The sequence below is a fragment of the Advenella sp. genome, from assembly GCF_052108595.1.
In the GTDB taxonomy this organism is placed as follows: Bacteria; Pseudomonadota; Gammaproteobacteria; order Burkholderiales; family Burkholderiaceae_B; genus Advenella.
Genome location: NZ_JBQEAU010000095.1, coordinates 1 through 17,886, shown reverse-complemented (window position 1 = coordinate 17,886; position 17,886 = coordinate 1). Strand labels below are relative to the sequence as shown.

Sequence of the window (17,886 nt, the reverse complement as noted above, 5' to 3'; positions counted from 1 at the left end):
AAAAGTGGGCCGCCACTGTAATATTGATCATTTCAAGCGGGCAGGTTGTCTGGCTTGCCCATGCTGCCGCCAGGGCCTGGGTGTTATCTGTAGTGTTATTGACCACCAGCACAATCTTGCCCACGGCTTCGACCCGCTGCATGCTTTGCCAGCACGCATCCAGACAGGCAACGATTGTCGCCTGTTCATTCCTGGCCGGAATGGCAATGGCGTAGGAAAACCTGGCCGTTGCCAATTGCGGAACATGGCCGCAGTGATCATTCAACTGCACACCATCTGTTGTTGTCAGCATATTTTTTCCAGATAATATTCAATACAATGCAGAATCGACTGTTGTCGTTCCGATCTTATTAGTCTTAACGGCTCGGGACACGGGGCAGCGCTTCTGACTGCCTGCGAAACCATCTGGGGTTTCTGCTGGCCGTTCTTAGTCGGCAATGCCGCCGTTTCTGATCTGGGTCTGCACGCTATCGCTCGTAAATCTGCCTCGCGACCCAGTCGATCTGAGCGTGACACCAAGGCCGTCACCGGGCATGCAGCACCTATTCAAGTTGCTGCATGCCCAGCAAATTTGGATCGTTCCGATTCAATGCCTCAGGCCATCGCCTTCGGAACAATCCCGATGTTGGACTGCTGCGTTTCGGAATCGACCACGATGGAACAGAGCAGTTTGAGCCATTGTGTTTTCACCGCATCCAGATCAAAAGCAGGATTTTTAGAAAGTTGCGGACGCTGGCCGTCGCGCCACCTGGCAATCAATTCGTATACTGCCTGCACATCGTTTACATTGAGCACCTGCCCATGCTCATCTCCGACGACTTCATCGACTGCACCCAGACCACGCTGCGCCACAACGGGCGTACCCATGCTATGAGATTCGGCGAACACCAGTCCGAAGGTTTCCGCAAAGGTACTCTGCGCATTGAACAGGCACAGACTGCGGCGCATTTGCGCATGCACCTGGGCCGGTCTGAGCTTACCGGTATAGCGCACCCCGTCATATATAGGCAAAGGCCGTTCCAGATATCCAGGATTGCAGACGAGCAAGGACAGTTGCGGTATTCGTTGCCGCAGTTTCATAAAATTGTCCAGAACCTGCTCCAGTCCCTTATGTGGAGAACTGGCAAACAGCAATTGATTGGAATCCACTCCGGTTTGCACAGTTAACCGCTGTCCCCGTTGATCAGTCACAACCGGGTTATAAATCACGCCAATTCTGGCCGATGATGCTGAGCCTTCGGCAATGCCAAGCGTCGCCAATGTATGATGCCTGTGACTGTGCGACACGCAAATCATTTGCGCATTGGTATCGGCCAACAGCTTGGCCGCATACTTGTGCGTAGCGCCCATGAAATTGTGTCGCCACAAAATTAGGCGGGTTTGCGCAGGGGCATGCTTGCGCCACAGTGCGAGCAGTTTGAGCGAATTAATAATAATGACAACGTCAGAATTGCGCGTCCCCGCCAGCTTGCGCCAATCTCCGCCAGGTTCATAGCACACTCCTGCCGCGCTGCATGCCACCTGTTGCCTGCAGTGCTGCAGCACCACCAGATCATGATCGGCCGCAAGCGCTTCAGCCACACGCGCCGCTGTCAGTTCTGTCCCGCCCATGGCCTCGTGCTCCCATGTCTGCCCCTCATAGGGGCGTGGACAGAAGCCATCAACAATGGCGATTTTCAGGCGCCTCACCTTGAGCTTGCAGCGTGCAATTGCTGTTGCAGTCGTTCCTGTGTCACTGGAGTCATCATTGCCTCAGAGACTCCAAGCAAATCTGGATTGGAAATAAAATCGATTTGTAAATCAGGCAGATCAATGGGCTGTGGGAGGACCTGTCCGGTACGACGCCAGGCTGCAATATCAGCCCAGATCGCCGCGCGATCCACGTGGCGGCGTTCGCTGTGATAATTGGACGCCTCTGCCACCGTCAGCGAATCATCATATTCGAATTTACTCAGCAGAACCTGAGGTAACAGATGGAGCACCTCGCCCGCCATCATCAGCCGGTTGCGCATATCCCTGTCTTCTTCGATACTGTTACGATAACCTCCGTGACGAACAAACAACTGGGCACGGAAAAGACCGGCATTGATCAGGACCCAGTCACCAGACTGTCCTGATCCGCCTTGCATATTCGGGAAAAAATCGTCAACAAGGCTCAGGGCATGTTGCGCGGTCAGACGCGATCCATCCCACCGGATCAATTCGTGTTCTGTGAGAACAAGTGAAACCGGCAGCGTCTGCTGCGGCTCATATTCGAACGCCGTCCAATTCATGCTACTGTCGGCAACCACAATGGTATTGAAAAGGGTGCGCGCCTGCATCAGCACCTTGTCTGGCGCCGGTCGATCGTCGGAGTCATGAAAGGTAATGGCATCTGCCATTGATAGCGCTATGCCGACATTCTTGGCCTGTGCCGTATGCATATTGCACGCAAGACGAACATAAACGAAATCGGATCGATCAAAATAAGGCTGCAGCACATCAAACGTATCATCGGTAGAGGCATCGTCGATGATCGTGACTTGTTTGTTCGGATAGCTCTGACCCAGGGCTGCGTCCACTGCACCTGCAATTAACCCGGAACGGTTAAACGTCGGGATAATGATATTGACACGTTGCATACAGACTCTCTCTTGGAGAGAACAGGACTTCAGGGGAATGCGTACTGCCATTCCAAATTACATTTAATAATATAAACGGCCTGTAACCTAACCAATGTACACTAGTTGTCAGTAAACAATGTAACTGCAGCGATTCTGAAAAATATGACTTTATCGCGTGCTGTTGCCCATTGGGCAAAAAACGGCGCCTTGATAACACGTAAAACGACTTGCGACACCCCGCCCGGCTTCCCGCAAGAAACGCCCGACAAATCCGGCCATTCGGTTGCTATTTGAGATTTCCTGCCAGAAAAGTAGCCAGTCGGGCGCTTTTGGGTTTGCTCAGAATATCGCCGGGCGCACCCTCTTCTTCGACCACACCCTGATGCAAAAACATCACATGGCTTGACACCTGGCGCGCAAACGCCATCTCGTGCGTCACGATGATCATGGTGCGCCCCTCCTCGGCCAGTTTCTGCATCACGCGCAGCACTTCTCCGACCAGCTCTGGATCCAAGGCCGAAGTAGGTTCGTCAAACAGCATGACCTCGGGCTCCAGCGCCAATGCACGCGCGATCGCCACCCGTTGCTGCTGCCCGCCCGACAAGTGCACCGGGTATTTTTTCAATGTATCCAGGCTCAGTCCGACCTTGAGCAGATTACTTTCGGCCCTGGTCAACGCTTCTTGACGCGACAGGCCCAGAACATTGACCGGCGCGGCCGTAATGTTCTCCTGCACGGTCATATGCGACCAGAGATTGAAATGCTGAAATACCATGGATAGCCGGGTGCGCATATATTGCAGTTGGCGGCGATCAGCCGGCACCAGCGTACCCTTGCGCGGCACCGTTCGCAGCTCTTGGCCATGAATGAATATTCTGCCAGAATCGGGAGTTTCCAGAAAATTGATACAGCGCAGCAGCGTGCTTTTGCCCGAACCGCTGGAGCCGATAATACTGATCACATCGCCCTTGTTAGCCAGCAGCGACACTCCCTTGAGCACCTCGTTGCTGCCGAAACGTTTGTGAATATCCTGGACGCGTAAATTTTCCATGGTGATGACCTGTTAAACAGCGGCGGGTTTCAGAAACCCGAGCCATTTTTTCTCTGCCTTGCGAAACAGCGCAACCAGCACCATTGCCAGAACGGCATACAGGATGGCAGCAATGCCAAAGGCGGGTAAGGAATTGAATGTGGCGCTATTGACATCGCGCGCCACCTTGAGCAGCTCAGGCACCGTTGCCGTAAATGCCAGCGAGGTAGAATGCAGAACCAGAATGACCTCGTTGCTGTAAAACGGCAGAGCCCGCCTGAATGCGGAGGGCAGAATAATCTTCGTGTACAACCGGAAACGGGAAAAACCAAAGGCCTGCGCCGCTTCAATTTCGCCATGAGGAATGGCCCGGATGGCTCCCGCCAGCACCTCTGTCATATAGGCACAGGTGTTGATGGTGAATGCAAGAATCACACAATTGAAACCGTCACGGAAAAACGTGGCCAGCAATGGCGTGCCACGCACCACGCTCAGGCTGAACAGGCCGGTGTAGACAAGCAGCAACTGCACGTAAAGCGGCGTGCCGCGAAACACAAACGTGTACACCCGCACCGGCATGCTGATCCAGCGATTGGACGAACTGCGCCAGATGGCCATGGGGATAGCCAGCACCGTGCCAAACAACACGGACAGCAGCAATATCCAGATAGTCATGGCCAGCCCCGTCATGGGAAAGCCGAACCCGAGATAGGCCTGCCAGTAGCGCTCGAGAATCTCGCTCACAGCCGGACCTCCCGCACCCCGACCGAATAGCGTCGATTAAGCCACGACAGCACAACCAGGCTGATGGCCGTCATGCACAGATAAATGGCTGCTGCCACCAGATTGAAGAAAAACAGCTGCTGGGTACTGCGTCCGGCCTGCTGCGTGACTGTCACAATATCAAGCAAACCGATGATGGAGACCAGAGCCGTTGCCTTGATAATGACCTGCAGATTATTGTTCAGCCCAGGCAAGGCGAAGCGGATCAATTGCGGCAACAGGATCAGACGAAAGACTGTCAGTGGCGACATGCCTGTCGCGTAGCCTGCTTCCAGCTGGCCTTTGGGCACAGACTGGATCGCCCCGCGAAAGGTCTCTGTCATATAGGCGCCATAGATGAACGATAGCGTTGTCACTCCTGCCGAAAACGCATCCATCTGGTATTGCGGCCAGCCGGCCCAGGTGCAAATGACGTTGATGAGCTCCTGCAGGTTGTAGAAAACCAGCAGCATGATCACCAGGTCGGGAACGCTCCGGATCAATGTCGTATACCCGGTGAAGGTCCAGCGCAGTACAGGATTGGGAGACAGCTTGCACAAAGCCCCGACCATCCCGATGATAATCGAAAAAACCAGCGTCAACAGGGTCAGCAGACAGGTTGCGAGTGTACCGGCCCATATCTGGGATCCATAACCGTACAGCATCGGGTTCCTTAAATATCGTTATTAATAATGTAATAGTGCAATTGCCTGTCGGCGGCACGGCTCATGCCGTTGTGTTCCGCCGGCCACGCAGTGCGGGCAGGCCTGGCCGCCCAAAAATGCAAAATGCGCGGCCACCGGCGTAAAGCCGGCCCGCGCAGCACCGGTCAGACAAGCTTATTCGTGTTCCTTGATGCCGTATTTTTTGTAGACTTCAAGTATTTTTGCGTATTCGCCGTCCTTTTTCATATCGGCCAGCGCCTTGTCGATTTTACCCTTGAGCTCGGTATCTTCCTTGCGCAGGCCGATGCCGTTGCCGTTGCCGAAAACTTCTGCATCGGACACAGGCTTGCCCACCAACTTGAAGTTCTTGCCATCGGGGCTATCGAAGAAAATCGTGGCAGCCGCAGCGTCCTGCAGCGTGGCGTCAACGCGCCCCAGCGCCAGATCCTGCTTGGCCAGATCATCATTCTGGTAGGAAACCAGGTTAATGTCCTTGCCTTTCCAGTGCTTGTCGGCGTAAGCGGCCTGGGTGGTGCCCTGAACGACGCCCACAGTTTTGCCCTTGAGCGACTCGGCGGTCGTATCCAGCCCTTCACTGTTTGCAGGGACCATCAGGCGTGTGGAACTGGCGTACATCACATCTGAAAACAGGACCTGCTTCTCGCGCTCTTTGGTAATGGTCATCCCGGACAGGATGCCGTCTATTTTCTTGGCTTTCAGGGCTGGAATCACGCCATCGAAATTCATGCGAATCCATTCGCAGTCAGCTTCAATGCGCTTACAGATGGATTTACCCATATCGACATCAATACCAACCAGCTCGCCCTGTGGATTGACCGACTCAAAAGGCGCGAACGTGGGATCAATACCCAGACGCAGTTTGGCGGGTGCCGCAGACACCACTGTCGGTAACAATGCAGCCAGCATTGCCGCAACAAAAAGTTTTTTCATTCCTAACCCCGGGAAACATATCGTAAATAATTGAAGTAGTATAACGCCTTGTCCCTGGTTCACAGCTGTGATTGCAGGCAGGTTACAACGCGCGGACACGAGATTTTTGCATAAATTTCCCGCCCGCTTCCTGATTTTGTCCGAAACCCATGTTTTTCTTGCCTTTGGGCCCGAGAATTCGCTCATGACTCCATTCGATTCCGCAGATTTGCCCATTTTCCGGCTGGCGCCTGGCCAGTTGAGCTACTCGCAATTGCGCGCCTCGTTCCTGAAGGCTGCGCATCACCGGGGCGCCCGGCTGCACGCTTACCCTCATCCGCTCAAGGGTGTGGAAAACGAGAATCTGTGCACCGACGTGGCCGTGGCCGGCGATCCCAATGCCGACAAATGGATGGTGGTGGTGTCGGGCACGCATGGCGTCGAGGGTTACTATGGCTCCATCTGCCAGACCCGCTTTCTGCTGGAACAGGACGTCTCCCCGGCTGCGGGCGTGGGCATCCTGTTCATTCACCTGATTAATCCGTGGGGTACTTCCTGGAAGCGACGGGTCAACGAAGACAACATGGATCTGAATCGCAATTATCTGGATTTTGACCAACCTTTGCCGGCCAATCCGGGCTACGAAGCAGTTCATGAGCTGTTTGCGACCGATATCCGTGACGCCGCCAGGCGCAAAGCGCGCGACCTGCGCTGGCGCCAGACCGTGCAGGAAAAAGGCTACGCTGCGCTGATGAACATTGTGGAAGCCGGTCAGTATCGCCATCGGGATGGCCTGTATTACGGCGGTGACAAACCCAGCTGGTCCAACCTCACACTGCATAAAATCCTGAAAGACCACCTGCCAGCGCACGCCAGGGAAATCATCAGCTTCGATCTGCACACCGGCGCCGGGCAGTTTGGCCACCCCATGCTCATGGCCATTGCCGAACAGCAATACCCTGGCATCGCGCGTGCCCAGTCCATATATGGTCCCTGGCTGTATACCGTGATTACGGGCGCCAACAATGCCAGCGATACCGGTATCTCGGCCGCCGCCACCGGTTACACCTCGGCGGCCATGATCAAGCTATTCAGTGACCGCCGATTCACGCAACTGGTTGTCGAATGCGGCACCTATGACAGCCAATTGGTGGGCCAGCCCGCCTTGCTGGCCGACCATTTCCTGCACCTGCATGGCGACCTGGCCAGTGCCGAAGGCAAAAAGATCAAGCAGCGCCTGCTGGACTTTTTCTTCCCGGCCGATCCCGACTGGCAGGCGCTGGTGCAATTTAGAACCCGCCAGATTCTGGAGCGTGCCGTTCGCGCACTGCGCAACGATCAGTAGTGCGCTTTGCCGAAATAAAAAAGCACGCTTGCAGCGCCTCTTTTCCCACGGCGTTTGCCAGCGGCCCACAACCAGCACCCGACAAGCGCAATAGCTATTGCCCGATCATAATCATTTTGACCAGCTTGATAAGTGCGTCGCCAAGCGACTTCATGCTTTCGCCAACCTGTGGATAGCACTGCTCCAACAGCACACCCAGGACAATGGCAATCACCACCGGTACATATAGAATTTGATACCAGCGCGTGGGCTGACGCGGCACTTCGGCCGAAAGCGCTTTAGCAGACAACATTTGATTTGGTTTTCCTGGAAATGAATATTTTCGGTCGGCGCGCTTGCGGCCGTTGCCGATACGTAAATGATTTGAATAGATCCGCGCAATGCAATCACTACGGCCATTGACGCACGACAATCCATGGATATGGCAACAGCGGTCGCTGCCGTATTTTCAATGTATTAATCGCGACATTAAAGCAAACTGAAAATGCATCTATGGATGGCATATGGCCGGCTTTCCGATACAATCGCAAATGGTGCTGGGCCCAACCCCGCGCCTATTTCACAGCACACTCCATTCAAACGAGACATTTCTATCATGCCCATTCTTCAAGTTCAGGTCACTGCCGGCCGCAGCCAGCAACAGAAAACCGCCTTCCTGCAAAATGCCACCAAAGTCATAGAGCAAACGATGAACGCGGCCTTGCCCAGTATCCGTATTTCCCTGCAGGAAGTTGAACAGCAGGATTCGATTGTCGCTGGCCAGATCGGTGTCGACTTCGTCAACATCGTGGCTTTCCTGCTCGCAGGCCGGGACGATGAACTCAAGGCCAATTTCATGGCTGCCATCAACAAAGCGGCCGTTACCACATTAGACGTGTCGGACACCTGCGTGCGCACGATGGTGATCGATGTCGCGCCGGAGCATATGGGTGTTCAGGAAGGCCTGAGCGCCAAGGCGTTTCGCGCCAGAAGCGCCAGCTGACCGGGACATAACGACAACAGTTGCCTGCTGCGCATTGCCTTGTGCCTGGCACCCTAAGTGCACCGCAGCAGCGCCACTTTCCTGGATTCGGGCGGGCCCTGGGTGTCCGCTCCATTTCCCTTATTGACAATACATCCTGATCCAACCTATTCTTCTCTGAACAATGACCAATTACAACAAACCCATTCGGAGCGGACATGAAACTATCAGGCATCCTGCGGTCGTGCATTGCGGCCACCACATTTTTTGCTGCAGCAGCCAGCGCGCAAGTGAGCGTCATGCTGCCGGCCAATCCCGGCGGCGGCTGGGATGGAACAGGCCGACAGGCCTTCTCGGCCATGTACAAGGCCGGCATTTATACCGATAGCGTCAGCTTCACCAACAAGGGTGGAGCCGGCGGCACCATCGGTCTGGCCGAATTCCAGAATGGCACAACGGGCAAACCGGACAACCTGGCGGTGTTTGGCGCCATTACCGTGGGCGCAATCACGCTTAACAAATCGCCGGTCGATCTGTCCAAGTTCAGGCCGGTGGCACGTCTGACGGCAGAGTATCTGGTGCTTGCAGTACGCCCAGACGCTCCTTACAAAACACTGGAAGATTTTGCCAAGGCGCTCAAGGAAAATCCTGGTGGCACACCAGTAGGCGGCGGCTCGGCTGGTGGCGTAGATCATATCGCCCTGGCCCTGCTGGCCCAGGCCAGCGGCGCGCCGGTTAACAAACTCAATTATATTCCGCAGGCCGGTGGCGCCGATACCGTCACCGGCATCGTCAACGGCACACTCAAGGCCGGAATCTCGGGCATTTCCGAGTTTCAGCAATTTGCCAAGTCCGGCCGCGTCAAAATACTGGGTATCACATCAGCCGAGCGCATGAAAGGGCTGGATGCGCCCACCTTCAAGGAAGCCGGCTACGATGTGGAGCTGGCAAACTGGCGTGGCATCCTCGGTTCAGTCGATATGCCCGAAGACAATTACAAAGCCTGGGTCGACCGGTTCACCAAACTCAACGAGAGCGATGCCTGGAAGCAGACCATGGCCACCCAGGGCTGGGACCAGTTTTTCCTGGCCGGCCCTGAGTTTGGCAGCTTCATCAAGGACGAAAGTGACCGTATCAACAAAATCCTGAAGGACGCAGGTCTTGCAAAATAAGGAAACACCATCGCCGGCAGGCGCAACACCGGCGGTCCCAGAGGCTACGGCGCCTGGCGCCCGGCCCTGGTGGCTGGGTATAGCCGTGATTCTCCTGGGCTGTGTCTGCCTGTATGCCACGACCACATTGCCGGCGACGGCACAGTACGCGGCTATCGGCCCAGGCATGTTTGTTACTATTGCCGGCGGTGGCCTGCTGTTGCTGGGCATTCTGCTATTGATTCAAATTGCGCGAGGCGAACGCTTCGAAGCGCAGAATGCGGAAATGCGGCAGGCAATCTGCCCATGGACAAGCGGGCCTTCTTTACCGCGCTTGCCGCCACCATCGTACCGGCACTCACCATGGAAGCACTGGGCCTGCCCATTACCGCCATGCTTTCGTTCACGCTGGTTGCGCGCGCTTTTGGTTCGAACAAGACACTCATTGACCTGATCACCGGGGCCATTCTGGGCTCGGTGTGCTGGTTTCTTTTTTCTCGCCTGGGTCTGCAACTTGGCGGTTTTCTTCCCCTGGCGGGCGTCTGAATGGATACCTTCGGCTTATTACTGCAGGGCTTTGATGTTGCCCTGCAACCCATGAATCTTTTCTGGGCGCTGCTCGGATCCGTACTTGGCACCGCCATTGGCATCCTGCCCGGCATCGGCCCGGCGCTGACCATTGCACTGCTGCTGCCGGTGACCGTCTCTGTGGGGCCGGTCTCGGCGTTCATCATGTTCGCCGGCGTTCTCTACGGTGCGATGTATGGTGGCTCCACGACATCGATTCTAATTAATACGCCCGGTGAAGCCGGCTCCATGATGACCGCGCTGGAGGGCAACAAAATGGCGCGCTCCGGACGCGGAGCCGCAGCGCTGGCCACAGCGGCTGTGGGTTCCTTCGTAGCCGGCACCATCGCCACCCTCTTGCTGACATTTGCTGCGCCCTCCATTGCCGAGCTGGCGTTCTACTTCAAACCGGCAGACTATTTTGCGCTGACCGTTCTGGCCTTCACGTCCGTAGCGGTGGTCATGGGAACCTCGCGGGTCCGCGGCTTTATTTCCCTGTTCATCGGCCTGGCCTTGGGGGTCATAGGTATTGACAAGATGACCGGGCAGCCGCGCATGACGTTTGGCGCCAGCTCGCTGCTCGATGGCATGGAGCTCACGGTGGTGCTGGTATCGCTGTTTGCAATCGGTGAAATTATTTATGTTGCCAGCCGCTACCGGCATCAAAGCGACGACGTACTGCCGATCAAGGGTGGCATCTGGATGACCAAGGAGGAATGGAAACGCTCGTTCATGCCTTGGTTGCGAGGCACCGCTATTGGCTTTCCCATGGGCGCCCTGCCTGGCGGCGGTTCCGAGATACCGACCATGCTGTCCTATACGATGGAAAAAAAGTTGTGCAAAAAGAAAGAGGAATTCGGCACCATCGGCGCCATTGAAGGTGTTGCCGGTCCCGAAGCGGCGAACAATGCAGCGGCCGCCGGGGTGCTTGTTCCCCTGCTGACACTGGGACTGCCAACCTCTGCCACCGCAGCTATTTTACTGGCAGCGTTCCAGAACTTCGGACTGCAGCCCGGCCCGTTTCTGTTTACCTCCAACCCGGAACTCATCTGGGGGCTGATTGCCTCTCTGTATGTTGGTAACGTCATGCTACTGATTCTGAACCTGCCGCTGGTTGGCATGTGGGTCAAATTGCTGCTGATTCCCAAGCCACAGCTGTACGCCGGCATTCTGGTATTTGCCATGATCGGCATCTGGGGCGTGTCGGGCTCAACCTTTGACCTGGCCAGCATGGTCGTTGTGGGTCTGATGGGTTATGTCATGCGTGTCTATGACTTTCCCATTGCACCCATCCTGATCGGCCTGATTCTGGGACCCATGGCAGAGAACCAGCTGCGCACGGCACTGGCGGCAGCCCAGGGCAACCCGGCCGTGCTGGTGGAAACGCCAATTTCCATTGTCATTCTGACCGTGTCTGCGCTGTTTTTGCTGGCGCCCATTGTTTTGCGCAGGCTGCGCAAGGCTGCATAACGCCACGCTGTTATTGCTTGCCCCCCGTTGCCATCATCTGTCCGGTCTGACAACGGGGCCAGTGACACACACCGGCCGCCTTTGCTCCGAAGCCCCGGCGATATTCATATTCCTGCGCTGTTTGCCTGCCGCCGCCAGGCGGCAGCTATCCTGCTGCGCCCACACGATCGCCAATTCAACGTTGCCGTTTTATAACGATATTTTCACCGCCAGCACGATGCATCACCTGGGGCGGTCACGTATTTTGCAATGAAAAGCAAAAAACATTGGCTTTGGCACAACGAATACGCGTCACTCACGAGCACCCAAACCTAGGTATTCTCCCTAGGGGAATTAGTATTATCCCTAGGGCAACGATACATCAATACCCCAATACACTTATCGTCCCAGCTGGGCTATCCCGGCACGATTCATCGATATTTTCCAGTTCGAGCAGGCAATGACACTTAGACAACTCGAGGCATTTCGCGCACTCATGATCAGCCGTACCGTTACGAAGGCAGCAGAGTTTCTTTCCATCTCGCAACCTGCCACCACACGCTTGATATCGGATCTGGAAGCCTCGGTGGGCTTTCCGCTATTTGAGCGTCGCCAGGGCCGTCTTTTTCCGACACACGAGGCAGAAGAACTGTTCAAGGAAGTCGAGCGCAGTCTGGTCGGCGTCCAGGAAATTGCCTATGCTGCCAGCCAGATCCAGAAAGCGCAAAAGGGCCAGTTCCATATTGCCGCCGCGCCCTGTCTGGCCTCTGCAGCATTGCCTTTCTTGCTGCACAACTTCATGCAAATGCACACCGAACTATCGGTCAAGCTGACGACCCATGCCTCTACCACCATCATGGATATGGTGCAGAATGCCAAGTGTGACCTCGGTATGGTCATCCTGTCCAGTGAATACCCCAGCCCGCTAGGCGAGCATCTGTTCTCGCTGGACTCAAAGATCGCCATTCCGCGCAACCATCCGCTGGCTCAGAAAAGTGAAATTCACGTCACCGATCTTCAAGGGCAGACAATGATACTAGGCTCCCACGATATGGATACCCGCCAGGCATTTGGGCTGTTACTGGTGTCCCACGGCATCAAGGTGTTTTCAAGCGTTGACACCAACACGTCGCAAACCATGTGCTCGTTTGTCGAATCAGGCAATTGCCTGGCAATCGTGGACCCCATCACAGTGATAACCTATATCGGCAACAACATTGTGTTCAGGAATTTTTCACCGCGACTGATGGTCCATTTCAGTGCGCTTTATCGCGCCGACAAGCCGGCTTTGCGCGTGCTCAAAGATTTTGTGCACTACGTCAAAACAAATGTGACCATGGCAATCGCGCAAAACGGCAAGCTGCTTTAACCTGGTGAACAATGGCGTACATGCCATAACACCATATTATGGACGGGCTAAAAAAAAGCATTTTACATCGCGGGCAGTGTTCTCTATTGTTATCCGTAAGTTGTTCCCCCCACCACGGAGAAAATGATGAAACGCAAGCTTATGACAATTGCCATAGCAGGTTTACTGGTTCCGGCAACCTCGATGGTATATGCGCAAACGCCCACGTTGTATCTCGGGTCATATGGCGGTTCAACGCAAAAAGCGTTTGAAGAAGATGTGCTTCCCGCTTTCGAAAAGGCCAACAACGTCAAGGTTGTTTACGTTCCGGGCAACTCGACCGATACATTGGGAAAACTGCAGGCTCAGAAAAGCAATCCTGAACTGGACGTGGTCATGCTCGATGACGGCCCCATGTATCAGGCAATGCAATTTGGCTTCTGCGACAAAATCGATAAAAGCGCACCTGTATTCAAAGACCTGTACCCGATCGCTGACCTGGGATCCAATGCCCTTGGTATCGGACTGGTGGCCACCGGCCTGTTCTACAACGAAGAGGTCTTCAAAAAAGAAGGCCTGACGCCACCGACATCCTGGCACGATCTGGAAAATCCCCAGTTCGAACAGCGCATGGTCATACCACCGCTGAACAATACATACGGCCTGCACACGCTGGTGAAATTTGCCAAACTCAATGGCGGCAATGAAAAGAACCCCGATCCCGGCTTTGATGCCATTATCAAAAAAATCAACCCGAATGTGCTGGCCTGGGAACCCTCGCCCGGTGGCATGACTTCGCTGTTTCAGAACGGCGAAGCGATTATCGGTGTGTGGGGCAATGGCCGGGTTGAAACATTCAAGTCCACCGGCTTTCCGGTCAAATTCGTTTATCCGAAAGAAGGCGCCATGGCACTGCTGACAGCAGCCTGTCCTGTTGTCAAAAGCAATGTGCCTGAACTGGCCCAGAAACTGGTGCAGTATCTTGCCTCGCCTGAAATACAGATGGTTTTTGCGCGCACCCAAAGCTGGGGGCCTGTCAACAAAACCGTGAAGTTGCCAGCAGAGGACGCGCAACGCGTGGTGTACGGCGAGGCGGTGGACAAACTGGAAAAGACCGACTGGGATACGGTCAATGCCGTGCGCACACAATGGAATGATCGCTGGAACCGGACGGTGGAGCGGTAAATGAGTTTTCTTTCTGTCAGAAACCTGGGCAAAGACTACGGCTCGGCGCGCGTGGTCAAATCCATGAATCTTGACATCGAGCGTGGTGAGTTTGTCTCGCTGCTGGGCCCTTCGGGTTGCGGCAAGACGACCACACTGCAAATGATTGCCGGATTCATCGACCCCACTTGCGGCCAGGTCATTCTGGATGGCATGGACCTGACCGACATGCCGCCCGAAAAGCGTGATATCGGCGTGGTATTCCAAAGCTACGCGCTGTTTCCCCATATGACTGTCCAGGACAATATCAGTTTCGGCCTGGAAATGAGGAAAATGGCCAAAGCCGAACGGCGCGAGCGCGTCGACCAGGTGCTTGACATGGTCAGCCTGACCGGAATGGGCGAGCGCTACCCCGCCCAGCTCTCCGGGGGGCAGCGGCAACGTGTCGCAATCGCCCGTTCACTGGCAATCCGGCCCAGGCTGCTCCTGCTTGATGAACCTATGTCCAATCTGGATGCCAAACTGCGCGAGAACATGCATATCGAGCTGCGTCGGATCCAACGCAAACTGGGCATTACCACAATTCTGGTTACCCACGACCAGACCGAAGCGATGACCATGAGCGACCGTATTGCGCTGATGAACGATGGATGCATTCAACAGCTGGCGCCGCCGCTTGAGGTATACCATAACCCCAGGACACTGTTTGTATCCGGGTTTCTGGGGCGCGCCAACGTTTTTGAAGGCACGATTGCACACAGCGATACCCAGGGCTATCAGGTCAGCAGCGATGGCCTGACCTTCGCGGTCTGCCTGCCGGAACATCATCCTTTTCGCGCAGGCAAGGCCAACATTATGATCCGACCGGAGAATGTCGGCTTTGCAGGCCCCGGCACGGCCGGCAAATTGCCGGGCATGCTGTCCGAGGCCGTGTTTCTGGGCACGCACTGGCTCTGTGAAGTCAAAACGGCACTGGGCATGTGGTTTGTCTCGATCAAGACGCTCACCGCGCAGCCCGGTGAAACGGTGACGCTGGACTGGCAGGATTGCGATCTGCGCATTATCGCCGAGCAGCAGTAGGACGGGTGGCGCAAATGCGTAAAGAACCCTATGTCCTGCTGACGCCCGCGCTCCTGCTGTTTTGCGGCATGCTCATCATTCCCATGCTGCTGGTTGCGCTGCTGTCTTTCTATGCTTTTAACGGCACCACCGGCATCATCCCGGATTTTTCGTTTGGCAACTACATAAAGATCTTCTCCGATCCATACTACGGGGAAATTTTCCTGCGCACTGCCGGCATGGCCTTGCTGGTCACCATCATCTGCCTGGTCCTGGGTATTCCCGAAACACTTATCCTGGCACGCATGCGTGCCCCATGGCGCGGAATCTTCCTGGTGATGGTACTGGGACCCTTGCTAATTTCAGTGGTGGTGCGTACGCTGGGCTGGTCCATCCTGATGGGCCGGCAAGGTCTCATCAACGATACCCTGCTCCTGCTTGGTCTGATCGATTCGCCAATCCGCCTCACTTTCACGTTTACCGGCATGGTCATCGGTCTGGTGCACGTCATGGTTCCGTTCATGATTATCTCCATCTGGGCAACCTTGCGCAAGCTGGACCCTACCGTGGAGTATGCAGGCCGCTCGCTTGGTGGCTCGCCGCTTACCGTCTTTCGCCGGATTATTTTCCCGCAACTGATGCCCGGGATACTGTCAGGTTCCATTATCGTTTTCGCCCTGTCGGCGTCGGCGTTTGCCACGCCAGCCATTCTGGGCGGGCGCCGCCTGAAAGTGGTGGCCACGGCTGCCTATGACGAATTTCTCAATTCCCTGAACTGGCCGCTGGGCGCTGCCATTGTGATCCTGCTGCTGATCGCCAACATCATTATTATCATGGGGCTGAACCGCTACACTGAAAGAAAATACCGCATGATTTTTTCCGCCGGAGAAAATGGATGAAACGCAATAGAACGCTCTCGCTCCTTTTTCATGCCGCTTTCATGCTGTTTTTGCTGGCTCCCCTGATCATCGTGATCGTCGTCTCGTTCACAGACAAAGGCTTCATTTCCTATCCGAGCGACGGGCTGTCGTTGCGATGGTATCGGGCGGTGGCCGACGAACCCCGGATTATGCAATCGTTCTGGCTGTCCCTGAAACTGGCCTCGTTTGCATCCACCATTGCCGTTTGCCTGGCAGTGCCAGCGGCACTGGCGCTAACCCGTTTCCGTTTCCCGGGACGCGACACCGTCAGCGCATTTCTGATGTCGCCGCTCATGATTCCAAATGTGGTATTGGGCGTATCATTCCTGCGATTTTTCAATATCGCCGGGCTGTCGGGTTCGGTATTCTGGCTGACAATGACACACGTCATTTTCATTTTTCCCTACTCCCTGCGCCTGGTTCTGGCCTCGGCTACCGGTATGGACCGGGAAGTTGAAATGGCGGCAAGATCACTTGGCGCGGGCAAACGCCATGTGTATGGCCGTATCATACTGCCATTGATCCTGCCCGGCCTGACCGGCGACTGGCTGCTGTCTTTTATCCAGAGTTTCGATGAACTGACCATGACAGTATTCGTTGCAACACCGGGCACAACGACACTGCCGGTCTGGATGTATAACCATATTGCGCAAACCATCGATCCCCTGATCACCTCCGTATCGGCAATTCTCATTATTGCAACGGTAATAATGATGATCATCATGGACCGTCTGGTGGGCCTGGATAAAGTGTTGATTGGAAAAGGTTGAAATGTACAACACAGATATTATTGTGATAGGCGGCGGCATCGTCGGTTCAAGCGTCGCTTATGGTCTGGCCCGTCAAAATGCGAATGTGCTCATGCTTGACGAAGGCGACGTCGCCTTTCGCGCATCCAGGGGCAATTTCGGGCTCGTGTGGGTGCAGGCAAAAGGCCACGGATTTTCTCCCTACACCCGATGGACCCTGCAATCTGCCCGCAACTGGCCGGCGCTGGCCAGCGAACTGACCCAACGCACCGGCATCGATCCTTATCTGCAGCAGCCAGGCGGCTTCGTATTCTTCACCAATCAGGCCGACATGGATGCAAGACAGCAGCTGATGCGCGACATCCAGGCCTCGGTAGACGAGAAGTATGACTACACGTTCATGTCGCCCGCAGAGCTGCGCAAATATATTCCTGCGATCGGCCCCAAGGTGATTGGCGCCTGTTATACGCCCATGGATGGCCATGCCAATCCATTGAAACTGTTGCCGGCATTGCAGCATGGTGCGCGCCAGCTGGGGGTGGACTATCGCTACAACAACCCTGTCGAGCATATCGATTATCAGTCAGGCAACTTTGTCGTGACTACACGCGCCGGCGAAAAATATGCCGCAAAAAAAGTGGTGCTGTGCGCTGGCCTGGGCAACAAGCGACTGGGTGAATTTGTCGGACTGCACGTGCCGGTTAAACCGAATCAGGGCCAGGTCATGATCGGGGAGCGCAGTGCCCCGTTCCTGTCCTATCCCACCATGCATGTGCGACAGACCAATGAAGGCACGATACAGATCGGCGACTCGCTGGAAGACGTGGGCTATGACGATACAACACGATTGTCATTACAGCAGGGCATCGCCCAGCGCGCCATCGACTATTTCCCGGCGCTGGCCGACATGCGCATTATCCGATGCTGGGCGGCGCTGCGGATCATGTCGCCCGATGGCATGCCAATCTATCAGGAATCGTCCGAGATGCCTGGTGCCTACGTGGTGACTTGCCACAGCGGCATCACACTGGCGGCCAATCACGTTTTCACGATTCCCGACTGGATTTTGCGCGGCACCGCTGCCCAAACCATCGCCCCATTCTCCAACCAGCGCTTCTGCAATTTGAACAGAGATCAATCATGAACACAGTACTTTTCAGAACCGTGCAGACCGAAAGTGGCC

At 55.3% G+C, this 17,886-nt stretch carries 19 protein-coding genes; 11 read left to right on the top strand and 8 right to left on the bottom strand.

Annotated features, from left to right (window positions below; translation table 11 throughout):
- The 7 genes from ACTIKR_RS15675 to ACTIKR_RS15645 form a co-directional block, all read right to left on the bottom strand.
- The coding region (locus ACTIKR_RS15675; protein WP_442328312.1) for a hypothetical protein at positions 1 to 292 on the bottom strand (292 nt) is incomplete at its 3' end.
- A 302-nt stretch (positions 293 to 594) separates the two neighbouring features.
- Positions 595 to 1,689: a glycosyltransferase family 4 protein gene (locus tag ACTIKR_RS15670; protein WP_442328311.1), complete on the bottom strand. Its 1,095-nt coding sequence runs from the start codon at positions 1,687 to 1,689 to the stop codon at positions 595 to 597.
- A complete protein-coding gene (locus ACTIKR_RS15665) occupies positions 1,686 to 2,621 on the bottom strand; it encodes a glycosyltransferase (RefSeq protein WP_442328310.1) in 936 nt (311 codons plus the stop codon). The genes ACTIKR_RS15670 and ACTIKR_RS15665 overlap by 4 nt, the downstream gene beginning before the upstream one ends.
- Before the next feature lie 268 nt (positions 2,622 to 2,889).
- The gene (locus ACTIKR_RS15660) at positions 2,890 to 3,654 is read right to left on the bottom strand and encodes an ABC transporter ATP-binding protein (RefSeq protein WP_442328309.1); all 765 of its coding nucleotides are present in this window, start codon (positions 3,652 to 3,654) and stop codon (positions 2,890 to 2,892) included.
- Positions 3,655 to 3,666: 12 nt separating this feature from the next.
- Entirely contained in the window at positions 3,667 to 4,377 is a 711-nt protein-coding gene (gene hisM, locus ACTIKR_RS15655) for a histidine ABC transporter permease HisM (RefSeq protein ID WP_193089613.1), read from the bottom strand.
- The gene (locus ACTIKR_RS15650; RefSeq protein ID WP_442328308.1) at positions 4,374 to 5,060 is read right to left on the bottom strand and encodes an ABC transporter permease; all 687 of its coding nucleotides are present in this window, start codon (positions 5,058 to 5,060) and stop codon (positions 4,374 to 4,376) included. The genes hisM and ACTIKR_RS15650 overlap by 4 nt, the downstream gene beginning before the upstream one ends.
- A gap of 174 nt (positions 5,061 to 5,234) precedes the next feature.
- Entirely contained in the window at positions 5,235 to 6,011 is a 777-nt protein-coding gene (locus ACTIKR_RS15645; protein ID WP_193089611.1) for a lysine/arginine/ornithine ABC transporter substrate-binding protein, read from the bottom strand.
- Between the two features lie 106 nt (positions 6,012 to 6,117).
- On the opposite strand from ACTIKR_RS15645, the gene ACTIKR_RS15640 reads away from it, so the two are divergent.
- Entirely contained in the window at positions 6,118 to 7,335 is a 1,218-nt protein-coding gene (locus ACTIKR_RS15640) for a DUF2817 domain-containing protein (RefSeq protein WP_226817114.1), read from the top strand.
- Positions 7,336 to 7,429: 94 nt separating this feature from the next.
- Here ACTIKR_RS15640 and ACTIKR_RS15635 read toward each other — a convergent pair whose 3' ends face one another.
- Complete coding sequence (locus ACTIKR_RS15635; protein WP_442328307.1) at positions 7,430 to 7,627, bottom strand: hypothetical protein; 198 nt, start codon at positions 7,625 to 7,627, stop codon at positions 7,430 to 7,432.
- A gap of 303 nt (positions 7,628 to 7,930) precedes the next feature.
- Here ACTIKR_RS15635 and ACTIKR_RS15630 point away from each other — a divergent pair, with 303 nt between their 5' ends.
- The 10 genes from ACTIKR_RS15630 (at position 7,931) to ACTIKR_RS15585 (ending at position 17,847) form a co-directional block, all read left to right on the top strand.
- On the top strand, positions 7,931 to 8,317 hold the full coding sequence (locus ACTIKR_RS15630) for a tautomerase family protein (RefSeq protein WP_442328306.1): 387 nt from the start codon (positions 7,931 to 7,933) through the stop codon (positions 8,315 to 8,317).
- 197 nt (positions 8,318 to 8,514) lie between these two features.
- The gene (locus ACTIKR_RS15625; RefSeq protein WP_442328305.1) at positions 8,515 to 9,468 is read left to right on the top strand and encodes a Bug family tripartite tricarboxylate transporter substrate binding protein; all 954 of its coding nucleotides are present in this window, start codon (positions 8,515 to 8,517) and stop codon (positions 9,466 to 9,468) included.
- Between the two features lie 285 nt (positions 9,469 to 9,753).
- The gene (locus tag ACTIKR_RS15620; protein ID WP_442328304.1) at positions 9,754 to 9,993 is read left to right on the top strand and encodes a hypothetical protein; all 240 of its coding nucleotides are present in this window, start codon (positions 9,754 to 9,756) and stop codon (positions 9,991 to 9,993) included.
- Positions 9,994 to 11,484 carry a tripartite tricarboxylate transporter permease gene (locus ACTIKR_RS15615; protein ID WP_193089605.1) on the top strand — a complete coding sequence of 497 codons (1,491 nt, stop codon included), beginning with the start codon at positions 9,994 to 9,996 and terminating at the stop codon, positions 11,482 to 11,484. It abuts the gene before it with no gap.
- A gap of 439 nt (positions 11,485 to 11,923) precedes the next feature.
- Positions 11,924 to 12,832 carry a LysR substrate-binding domain-containing protein gene (locus ACTIKR_RS15610; protein ID WP_193089604.1) on the top strand — a complete coding sequence of 303 codons (909 nt, stop codon included), beginning with the start codon at positions 11,924 to 11,926 and terminating at the stop codon, positions 12,830 to 12,832.
- 126 nt (positions 12,833 to 12,958) lie between these two features.
- The gene (locus ACTIKR_RS15605) at positions 12,959 to 13,996 is read left to right on the top strand and encodes an ABC transporter substrate-binding protein (protein WP_442328303.1); all 1,038 of its coding nucleotides are present in this window, start codon (positions 12,959 to 12,961) and stop codon (positions 13,994 to 13,996) included.
- Positions 13,997 to 15,055: an ABC transporter ATP-binding protein gene (locus ACTIKR_RS15600; protein ID WP_193089602.1), complete on the top strand. Its 1,059-nt coding sequence runs from the start codon at positions 13,997 to 13,999 to the stop codon at positions 15,053 to 15,055.
- Positions 15,056 to 15,069: 14 nt separating this feature from the next.
- Complete coding sequence (locus ACTIKR_RS15595) at positions 15,070 to 15,933, top strand: ABC transporter permease (RefSeq protein WP_193089601.1); 864 nt, start codon at positions 15,070 to 15,072, stop codon at positions 15,931 to 15,933.
- Positions 15,930 to 16,724, top strand: a complete 795-nt coding sequence (locus ACTIKR_RS15590; RefSeq protein ID WP_442328302.1) for an ABC transporter permease — start codon at positions 15,930 to 15,932, stop codon at positions 16,722 to 16,724. Before ACTIKR_RS15595 ends, ACTIKR_RS15590 begins: the two co-directional genes overlap by 4 nt.
- Before the next feature lies 1 nt (position 16,725).
- Complete coding sequence (locus ACTIKR_RS15585) at positions 16,726 to 17,847, top strand: NAD(P)/FAD-dependent oxidoreductase (protein WP_442328301.1); 1,122 nt, start codon at positions 16,726 to 16,728, stop codon at positions 17,845 to 17,847.
- Positions 17,848 to 17,886 lie beyond the last annotated feature (39 nt).

What these genes read in the sequence shown, in the direction of transcription:
- ACTIKR_RS15645 (WP_193089611.1), bottom strand. Translation starts at nt 6,011, where the DNA reads ATGAAAAAACTTTTTGTTGCGGCAATGCTGGCTGCATTGTTACCGACA.
- ACTIKR_RS15625 (WP_442328305.1), top strand. Translation starts at nt 8,515, where the DNA reads ATGAAACTATCAGGCATCCTGCGGTCGTGCATTGCGGCCACCACATTT.
- ACTIKR_RS15600 (WP_193089602.1), top strand. Translation starts at nt 13,997, where the DNA reads ATGAGTTTTCTTTCTGTCAGAAACCTGGGCAAAGACTACGGCTCGGCG.
- ACTIKR_RS15615 (WP_193089605.1), top strand. Translation starts at nt 9,994, where the DNA reads ATGGATACCTTCGGCTTATTACTGCAGGGCTTTGATGTTGCCCTGCAA.
- ACTIKR_RS15660 (WP_442328309.1), bottom strand. Translation starts at nt 3,654, where the DNA reads ATGGAAAATTTACGCGTCCAGGATATTCACAAACGTTTCGGCAGCAAC.
- ACTIKR_RS15665 (WP_442328310.1), bottom strand. Translation starts at nt 2,621, where the DNA reads ATGCAACGTGTCAATATCATTATCCCGACGTTTAACCGTTCCGGGTTA.
- ACTIKR_RS15635 (WP_442328307.1), bottom strand. Translation starts at nt 7,627, where the DNA reads ATGTTGTCTGCTAAAGCGCTTTCGGCCGAAGTGCCGCGTCAGCCCACG.
- ACTIKR_RS15630 (WP_442328306.1), top strand. Translation starts at nt 7,931, where the DNA reads ATGCCCATTCTTCAAGTTCAGGTCACTGCCGGCCGCAGCCAGCAACAG.
- ACTIKR_RS15620 (WP_442328304.1), top strand. Translation starts at nt 9,754, where the DNA reads ATGGACAAGCGGGCCTTCTTTACCGCGCTTGCCGCCACCATCGTACCG.
- ACTIKR_RS15585 (WP_442328301.1), top strand. Translation starts at nt 16,726, where the DNA reads ATGTACAACACAGATATTATTGTGATAGGCGGCGGCATCGTCGGTTCA.
- ACTIKR_RS15590 (WP_442328302.1), top strand. Translation starts at nt 15,930, where the DNA reads ATGAAACGCAATAGAACGCTCTCGCTCCTTTTTCATGCCGCTTTCATG.
- ACTIKR_RS15650 (WP_442328308.1), bottom strand. Translation starts at nt 5,060, where the DNA reads ATGCTGTACGGTTATGGATCCCAGATATGGGCCGGTACACTCGCAACC.
- ACTIKR_RS15595 (WP_193089601.1), top strand. Translation starts at nt 15,070, where the DNA reads ATGCGTAAAGAACCCTATGTCCTGCTGACGCCCGCGCTCCTGCTGTTT.
- ACTIKR_RS15605 (WP_442328303.1), top strand. Translation starts at nt 12,959, where the DNA reads ATGAAACGCAAGCTTATGACAATTGCCATAGCAGGTTTACTGGTTCCG.
- ACTIKR_RS15610 (WP_193089604.1), top strand. Translation starts at nt 11,924, where the DNA reads ATGACACTTAGACAACTCGAGGCATTTCGCGCACTCATGATCAGCCGT.